Below are 6,664 nucleotides of genomic sequence, written 5' to 3'. Positions count from 1 at the left end.
CCGTGACCCACGCACCCTCCCGCCCCCCCACCCCCCCCCCCCCCCCCGACCCCCCCCCCCCCCCCCCCCCCCCCCCCCCCCCCCCCCCCCCCCCCCCCCCCCCCCCCCCCCCCCCCCCCCCCCCCCCCCCGGTTCCGGCGGCCGTCAGGCGCGCCCGGCGATCAGGCCGAGCCGGCCGTCGAAGCGGCGGTAGAGTACCCGGCCCCGGCCGCTGTCCGGGTGTGCGAAGAACAGGAACGGCAGCTCCGCGCCCGCCAGCCGGTCGACGGCCTGCGTCTCCGTCAGCCGGGGTGCGCCGTAGGGGCTGAGGGTGATCGGCGAGGTGCGGCGGCCCGCCGGCCCGGCGGGGACGGTCCGGGCGAGGCGGTAGCCGGTCGGCCCGACCCGGTAGACCACGGCGTCGGTCTCGGTCGCCGGATCGGTGAACAGGTGGATGTCGTAGTCCATCGCGTCCATCGTCCGGGCGGCGGCCTCCGGCGAGCACCAGACCAACGAGGGCTCCTTGCGCCGGACCACCCGGAGCTCGGGGACGCCCACGCCGCCCGAGCCGGTGGACGCCGCCGTACGGATGCCCGACCAGGGGCGCGGCGCCCAGGCTCTGGTGACGGCCCGAATCCTGCCGCGCAGCGCCTCGCTCACCCGGTCCAGCGAGTCGCCCAGCCCGGAGGCGGCCTCCTGGACCCGGATCCGCCGACCGTCGACCTCGGCGTTCACCTGCGCCAGCACGCCCCCGGCCACGGCCGCGAACCGGACCCGCAGGGCCTCGACCAGCGTCCCCACCCCCGGAGCCGCCGCCGCGGCGGCCACCCGGGCCCGCGCCTCGGCCAGGACCTCGCCGGTCAGCCCCTCGAACGCCCTCACCGTGACCAACTCGCCCATTCCAGGCCCTTCCACTCCCAGTCGGCGCATACCGGCGACCAGGATCCCGGGCCACCCGACCACGCGACCAGGGCCCAACGGCCCCACCTCGGTGGGCCGCCCGGACCAGCCGCGGGCCGGGGGAGCCGGTGCGGCCGGATCAGTACAGCTGGGTGCGCAGCCAGCCCTTGACCTCCGGGGTGACGGGGTCGGTGATGTCGGCGAACTCCTCGTGCTTCAGCAGGAACTTGGCGACGTACGGGCAGATCGGCACGATCCGCTTCCCCGCTGCGCGCACGTCCGTCAGCGCCTCCTGGACCAGGTGCGAGGCGAGGCCCCGGCCGGCGAAGGCCTCGTCGATCTCCGTGTGGTAGAAGACGCGCTGGTCCTCGTGGTCCCGGTACTCGGTGAAGCCGGCGAGCTCGCCGTCGACGGAGATCTCGTACCGGTTCCGGTCGTCCGCCCGTTCGACGGCGACGGTGCTGGGAGTGGACACGGGGTGGCCTTTCGGTCGCGGGGCGTGCCGCAGGAGCGGCGAATGGCTCCTTCGGCACCGTTCAGCGGGAATCCTGCCAGGTCACCGGGCCGCGGGCCATCCCGGCCCGAGGCCGCCCGGCCGGTGTTACGGAGCGCCCTGGCCGGGCAGCCGCCTACCTGCCGGGGGACCGGAGGTGACGGCCATGGACGGGCCCGGGCTCTCCCGCGAGGAGCTGAGGCTCCTGCTGGAGATCGAGGACGACCTGCGGGCGGACGAACGGCTCGACCGCGCGATGCGCACCATGCGGCGCCGGCCCGGCCCACTGCTGGACAGGGCCCTGGGCGTCGCCGCGCGGGTGCCGTCCGCCGTTCCGGCGGTGTTGCTGGCGCTGTCGGCCGGCCTGCTGCTGGTCAGCGCCGACGCGCACTCAGCCGCCGTGCTGGTGGGCTTCGCCCTGGTCTGGGCGCCGACCTTCGTCCTCGCGGTGGCCCGACAGGTCGCCCGCCGCAGGGGGCTGCGCCCGTGAGCGGCCGGGTCCGCCCCGGGAGCGCAGCTCGGTGAGCACCGCCCAGCCGACCGCCACCACCGGCACCGCCACCACCGCGCCCAGGACCCCGGCCAGCACGGCGCCGCCGGCCACCGAGACGGCGATGACCACCGGGTGGATGCGGACGGACCAGCTGAGCACCAGCGGATGCAGCAGGTGGCCCTCGATCTGGCCGATGACCACGATCAGCGCGAGCACCAGCAGCGCGATCAACGGGCCGCGGGCGGCGAGCGCGACCACGGCGGCGATCGCCAGCGCGATCGGGGAGCCGATCAGCGGGACGAGGGTCGCCGCGAACTCCAGCACCATCAGGGGCAGGACCAGTGGAACCCCCAGGATCGCCAGCGCGATGCCCACCAGCACGGCGTTGGAGGCCGCCACGATCAGCACCCCCCGGGTGTAGCCCGCGAAGGTTCGCCAGGCGGCGCGACCGGCGCGGTCGCACGCCGACCGGCCGCGGGGCGGCAGCTGCTCCTGCGCCCAGGACCACATCCGGTCACCGGAGTACACGAAGAACACCGAGCAGAACACCGCGAGCGCCAGCCCGGTGACCAGCTCGACGACCCGGCCGGCGCCGCTGAGCGCGGTGCTGAGCAGGGCGGAGCGGTGGGCCGAGATGAAGTCGCCGATCTTCGAGCGCAGATCGGTGACGGTGCCGGAGCGCAGGTGGAAGGGGGCGCCGGTGAGCCAGTGGTCGATCCGGGAGAGGCCGCCGCGCAGCTCGTTGCCCAGCCGGGTCCATTCGTCGACGACCGTCGTACCGACCAGCGCCAGCACCCCGCCGACGAGCGCGATGGTGCCGAGGAAGGAGAGCAGGACGGCCAGTGGGCGCGGCGTCACCCGGGACAGCAGGTCGACCGGCGGGCGTAGCACGGAGGTGATGACCAGTGCCACGAACACGGCGATGACCGGCAGCTGGAGGCGGGCGAGGACGTAGACGACCAGGTAGGCGGCGAGTCCGAGCAGCGCCAGCCGCCAGGTGTACCCGGCCGTCGTCCGCAGCCCGGAGGGGACGCGGTCGGACGGGCCGGGGCCCGCCGCTCCCGGTCGGCTCCGGCCGGCGGACACCCGGGGACGGCGGCTGCCCAGCGGGGCGGGCCGCCGGTCGGGTCCGGCGCCGTTGTCTCCCACGGGCGGTCTCCTCGGGCTCGGCCGGGTCTCCTCTCAGTCACGATGACCCATGCCGCGACGGTTCGCTCTGCGGCGCGACCCGATCCGCTCATCCGGTCACCGGGATTCCCGGCATCCCGTGTGTGAACTCGCCGGACCGGGGTACACGCGCCGATTGGCATCGGTCTCCCCGGGCGGACCAAGGTCCTCCGTGTACAAGCGGTTGGACGTGGGGACAATCGATGACGCAGGGTGGGAGAGAAGGAGGCCGAGATGAGAAGCCTCACGCGCCGCTACGCGGTGACGCTCCCCGGCCCGATCGGCGGGCACGCACCCCTGAATGTGGTCGTCGTGCACGAGACGCAGACGGTGGGGCCCGACGGGGGCCTGGTCTGGGAAAGCGCGGACGGCGGCCTCCGCGTCGAGATCACCGGCGGGGTGGCCACCGTCCTGGCTGCCTCCCGGACCGGCAGCCGGCACCCGTGCCTGACGGCGGTGCCGCTGCCCTGAGCACGCGGTGAACCTGAGCGTCCGGTGAAACCTGAGCATGCGGTAAAGGAGAGCAGACGACGAGGCGGACGTCGCGAGGGACGGTCATCGCGCGCTGGCTGCCAGGGCCTCGCGCACGGTGACCAGGCAGGGGTCGCAGTACCGGTCCGGCCCGGCGGCCGAACCGGTGCCGTCGGCTGCCGGGACGACGCGCTGGGAGGGTTCCAGGAACCGTCCGCAGAGCGAGGATGACGCGTCGTCCTTCGCCACGACGTGCCACACCACGGCGGGCGGGGTCACCGCCGGGTCATGTTCGGCCCACATCTCGTACACGGCGCTACCTCCGGATCGCTGGGGGCTCGGTGAGTCCATGCAAACCCGGGGTCTGCCGAACGGCCACCGGGCCAGACCCGGTGGGATGATTGTGGGCCGGAAGCGGTTAGGACGCGCGGCCACCGGATTTGCCCGGGAACCCGAGGCACCGAGGGCACGGGCGGCCGGGCGGTGCGGGCTCCGAGGACCGGCGCGGTCAGGTGTCCGGCGCGGCGGCGCTGATGTCGGAGAGCGTGGAGCCCAGGCTCTCCGCCCCCACCTCCCGGTCCGTCGCGAGGTCGCCGAGCGAGACGACGCCCACCGCCCGGCCGTCCTCGAGCACCGGGAGCCGGCGCAGGGCGTGGCGTCGCATCAGGTCCACGGCGTGCCCGATGTCGTCGTCCGGGCCGACGCCGACCAGCTCGGAGCTGCACACGTCACCGGCCCGGGTGCTGTCCGGGTCCCTGCCCGCGGCCAGGACCCGCACCACCAGGTCGCGGTCGGTCACCAGCCCGCACACCTGGTCGTCGTCGCCCGCCACCAGGACGTCGCCGATCGCGGCGTCGCGCATCCAGCGGGCCGTGTCACGCACCGAGGCGAGCCGGGGGACGGTGACCGGGGCGGGGGTCATGATCTCCTTGATCTTCCGGGTCATGGTGCCCTCCTCGGCGCTGGGACGGGTCTCCTGCGAGGCCGCGCCTGCCCGCCGCGGCGGTTCGGAAACCCTGCGCTCAGAAAACCCCGGACCCGGGAACACCCCAGGCCCGGGAAAACCTCAGGCCCGGGAACCGCCGCACCCGCTCACCTCCGCCGGTCGGCATCCGGCCGCGCCGCACTGCCGAGCCCTGACCTCGCGCCCGGGGCATCGCCCCGGTCGCGGCCCTGCCCGGCGGCCAGGCGGCGCCTGATCACCACCAGGTCGAGCCCGGCGAGGGCGGCGAACCCGCCGCACAGGGCGGCGAAGAAGGCGTAGGTGCCCTGGTTGGGCACGGGGCCCGGGGCGGCCAGTGCGGCCAGTACGGCGAAGGCCACCGCCCCGGCGGCGAACAGCACCAGGAAGATCCGGGACAGCAGCCGCCGCAGCTCCAGGTCGGAGCGGGCGGTCACCGGCTCGGTGCCCCGGCGCACCGTCTTCTGGGGCCGGAGTTGTGGCGTCGTCCGGCCGGGGCCCTGTGAGGTGTGCGGGAAGTCGTGGCGCTCGCCGCTCGGGCGGTGCGCCGCTTTCCCGTGCTGCTTGCCTGGTCTGCGCTGTACGGCCATGACGGCCCCCGAACGGAGTCAGCCGGTTGTGTTCCGTCGGCGCGCCTACCCGGGCCCGGCGTCGGCACACGCGGGTGAGCGCTCAGTCGCGTCGACACACGCCGGTGGGCGCTCAGTCGCGTCGGCACGCGTCGGTGGGCGCTCAGCCGCGTCGGTCGCGCGGGTCGAGCCGCAGCCGGACCGCCAGCTGGGGCCCCTGCCGCTCGCGGCCCTCCTCGCGCGTCCGGCAGAGGGTGACGAGTGCGCGCAGCACCCGCTCGACGTCCTCGGGACCGCCGAGCAGATCGGCGGCGAGCCCGCCGGACAGCGCGACCGGCGGCCCCGGCGAGCCCGCCCGGTGGGCGTCGAAGGACTGGGAGAGGCTCGCCGGCGGGCTCGGCGCGGGGGCGGTGGGGGTGCGGCGGATCCGGGGTTCGGCGACCACCCTGACGCCCTCCGAGGTCACGGTGGGGGGATCCTCCCAGGCGTTGCCGATCAGGGTCCGGCCGCGCCCGGTGTGGGTCGGGAAGGCGGCCTCCAGCGCGTCGAGCACCGCCTCGGCCGCGTCCTGCGGGCCCTCGCCGAGCCGTACCAGCACGTGTCCGGCCGCCAGGGGCAGTCCCATCGCAGCCACCTCCTCCGTCCCGGCGGCACTCGCCGGCGGGAGTGCTCCCCTTCCGTTCTACGGCCGGTCCGTGGGGGCACGCACTCCGGGCGCACCGGCTGGGACGGGGGCGCCGCCCCGGCGTCGTCCGTCGGATTCGGCCGCTGTTCAGCGGGGCGTGGCCCGGCCTGCGATCCACGACCGATCGTGCGGCGGGCGCTGCGGGTGGGCGAGTTCATCACCGTCTGACCGCTCCTGCGCGATGCGGACACCGCCGGGCCCCGTACGGGTCCGGCGGTTCCGTTCTCAGCCGAGCAGGGTGGCCTCGACCCCGGCGAGCACCGCCGCCAGGCCCTGTTCGAAGCCCTCATCGAAGTCCTGGAACATCACCCGGCCCGATTCGGCCGCCAGCGGGTGGGCGGCCAGGCGCTCGGCGCGGGCGTCCACGTCGTAGCCCTCCTCGCCGTCGAAGGGGTTGGGGCCCATCGCCTGCTCCTCGATGACGTAGCCGATGGTGTAGCTGTAGGCGGTCTGCCAGGCCCGGGCGGCGGCGGCCGGGGTGAAGCCGGCCTCGACCAGCACGCGCAGCGAGGCGTCCAGGCCCGCCGCGTAACTCGTGTCGGTGAACCGGGCGCCGCTGTAGACCTTCGCGCCGTCGCGGTAGCGCAGCAGCTCGGCGCGCAGGGTGCGCATGGTCGTCAGGCAGGCCTCCCGCCAGTCGCCCCGTCGGACTTCCCCCACCCGGCTGGTCATCCGGCGCATCATCTCCGTCGCCATCTCGTCCAGCAGCGCCTGCTTGTCCTTGAAGTGCCAGTACAGCGCGGGCGCCTTGACGTCGAGCCGGGCGGCGATGGCGCGCAGCGTCAGGCCGTCCAGACCTGCCTCGTTCAAGAGGTCCAGGGCGGCGTCGACGACCTGGCCGCGGTCGAGCTTGGGGGTTCTCTGCGTTCTCTGCGAGGTCACGATTGACAGCTTAACGCCGTTAAGTGCAGGCTGTCGGCAACGGCTACTTAACAACGTTAAGGAG

Annotated in this window: 10 protein-coding genes; 2 read left to right on the top strand and 8 right to left on the bottom strand. The window is 74.9% G+C overall.

Going from position 1 to position 6,664, the window contains the following annotated elements:
- Positions 1-144: 144 nt before the first annotated feature.
- Together ACZ5OX_RS37710 and ACZ5OX_RS37705 are read right to left on the bottom strand one after the other, a co-directional pair.
- Positions 145-879 (bottom strand): sigma 54 modulation/S30EA ribosomal C-terminal domain-containing protein, encoded by a 735-nt coding sequence (locus ACZ5OX_RS37710; protein WP_465636518.1) that lies wholly within the window; start codon positions 877-879, stop codon positions 145-147.
- A 139-nt stretch (positions 880-1,018) separates the two neighbouring features.
- Positions 1,019-1,354, bottom strand: a complete 336-nt coding sequence (locus tag ACZ5OX_RS37705; RefSeq protein ID WP_465636516.1) for a GNAT family N-acetyltransferase — start codon at positions 1,352-1,354, stop codon at positions 1,019-1,021.
- A 184-nt stretch (positions 1,355-1,538) separates the two neighbouring features.
- Between ACZ5OX_RS37705 and ACZ5OX_RS37700 the strand changes: the two genes are divergently transcribed.
- Positions 1,539-1,862 (top strand): DUF3040 domain-containing protein, encoded by a 324-nt coding sequence (locus tag ACZ5OX_RS37700; RefSeq protein ID WP_465636515.1) that lies wholly within the window; start codon positions 1,539-1,541, stop codon positions 1,860-1,862.
- Here the strand turns inward: ACZ5OX_RS37700 and ACZ5OX_RS37695 are convergent.
- A complete protein-coding gene (locus ACZ5OX_RS37695) occupies positions 1,764-3,014 on the bottom strand; it encodes an AI-2E family transporter (protein WP_465636513.1) in 1,251 nt (416 codons plus the stop codon). The two genes, ACZ5OX_RS37700 and ACZ5OX_RS37695, sit on opposite strands and share 99 nt — an antisense overlap.
- Positions 3,015-3,266: 252 nt before the next feature.
- Here ACZ5OX_RS37695 and ACZ5OX_RS37690 point away from each other — a divergent pair, with 252 nt between their 5' ends.
- Positions 3,267-3,503, top strand: a complete 237-nt coding sequence (locus ACZ5OX_RS37690) for a DUF6296 family protein (protein WP_465636511.1) — start codon at positions 3,267-3,269, stop codon at positions 3,501-3,503.
- Between the two features lie 84 nt (positions 3,504-3,587).
- Here ACZ5OX_RS37690 and ACZ5OX_RS37685 read toward each other — a convergent pair whose 3' ends face one another.
- From ACZ5OX_RS37685 to ACZ5OX_RS37665, 5 genes are all read right to left on the bottom strand, one after another.
- Entirely contained in the window at positions 3,588-3,815 is a 228-nt protein-coding gene (locus ACZ5OX_RS37685) for a hypothetical protein (RefSeq protein ID WP_449790882.1), read from the bottom strand.
- A 196-nt stretch (positions 3,816-4,011) separates the two neighbouring features.
- Positions 4,012-4,449 carry a CBS domain-containing protein gene (locus ACZ5OX_RS37680; RefSeq protein WP_465636509.1) on the bottom strand — a complete coding sequence of 146 codons (438 nt, stop codon included), beginning with the start codon at positions 4,447-4,449 and terminating at the stop codon, positions 4,012-4,014.
- 146 nt (positions 4,450-4,595) lie between these two features.
- Positions 4,596-5,054: a DUF6343 family protein gene (locus tag ACZ5OX_RS37675; RefSeq protein WP_465636507.1), complete on the bottom strand. Its 459-nt coding sequence runs from the start codon at positions 5,052-5,054 to the stop codon at positions 4,596-4,598.
- A 142-nt stretch (positions 5,055-5,196) separates the two neighbouring features.
- Positions 5,197-5,658: a hypothetical protein gene (locus ACZ5OX_RS37670; protein WP_465636505.1), complete on the bottom strand. Its 462-nt coding sequence runs from the start codon at positions 5,656-5,658 to the stop codon at positions 5,197-5,199.
- 285 nt (positions 5,659-5,943) lie between these two features.
- Entirely contained in the window at positions 5,944-6,600 is a 657-nt protein-coding gene (locus ACZ5OX_RS37665) for a TetR/AcrR family transcriptional regulator C-terminal domain-containing protein (RefSeq protein ID WP_465636503.1), read from the bottom strand.
- Positions 6,601-6,664 lie beyond the last annotated feature (64 nt).

This window comes from Kitasatospora sp. NPDC032121 (genome assembly GCF_055580145.1).
This window is presented reverse-complemented; position numbering and strand designations above follow the sequence as displayed.

What these genes read in the sequence shown, in the direction of transcription:
- ACZ5OX_RS37710 (WP_465636518.1), bottom strand. Translation starts at nt 879, where the DNA reads ATGGGCGAGTTGGTCACGGTGAGGGCGTTCGAGGGGCTGACCGGCGAG.
- ACZ5OX_RS37700 (WP_465636515.1), top strand. Translation starts at nt 1,539, where the DNA reads ATGGACGGGCCCGGGCTCTCCCGCGAGGAGCTGAGGCTCCTGCTGGAG.
- ACZ5OX_RS37690 (WP_465636511.1), top strand. Translation starts at nt 3,267, where the DNA reads ATGAGAAGCCTCACGCGCCGCTACGCGGTGACGCTCCCCGGCCCGATC.
- ACZ5OX_RS37680 (WP_465636509.1), bottom strand. Translation starts at nt 4,449, where the DNA reads ATGACCCGGAAGATCAAGGAGATCATGACCCCCGCCCCGGTCACCGTC.
- ACZ5OX_RS37675 (WP_465636507.1), bottom strand. Translation starts at nt 5,054, where the DNA reads ATGGCCGTACAGCGCAGACCAGGCAAGCAGCACGGGAAAGCGGCGCAC.
- ACZ5OX_RS37670 (WP_465636505.1), bottom strand. Translation starts at nt 5,658, where the DNA reads ATGGGACTGCCCCTGGCGGCCGGACACGTGCTGGTACGGCTCGGCGAG.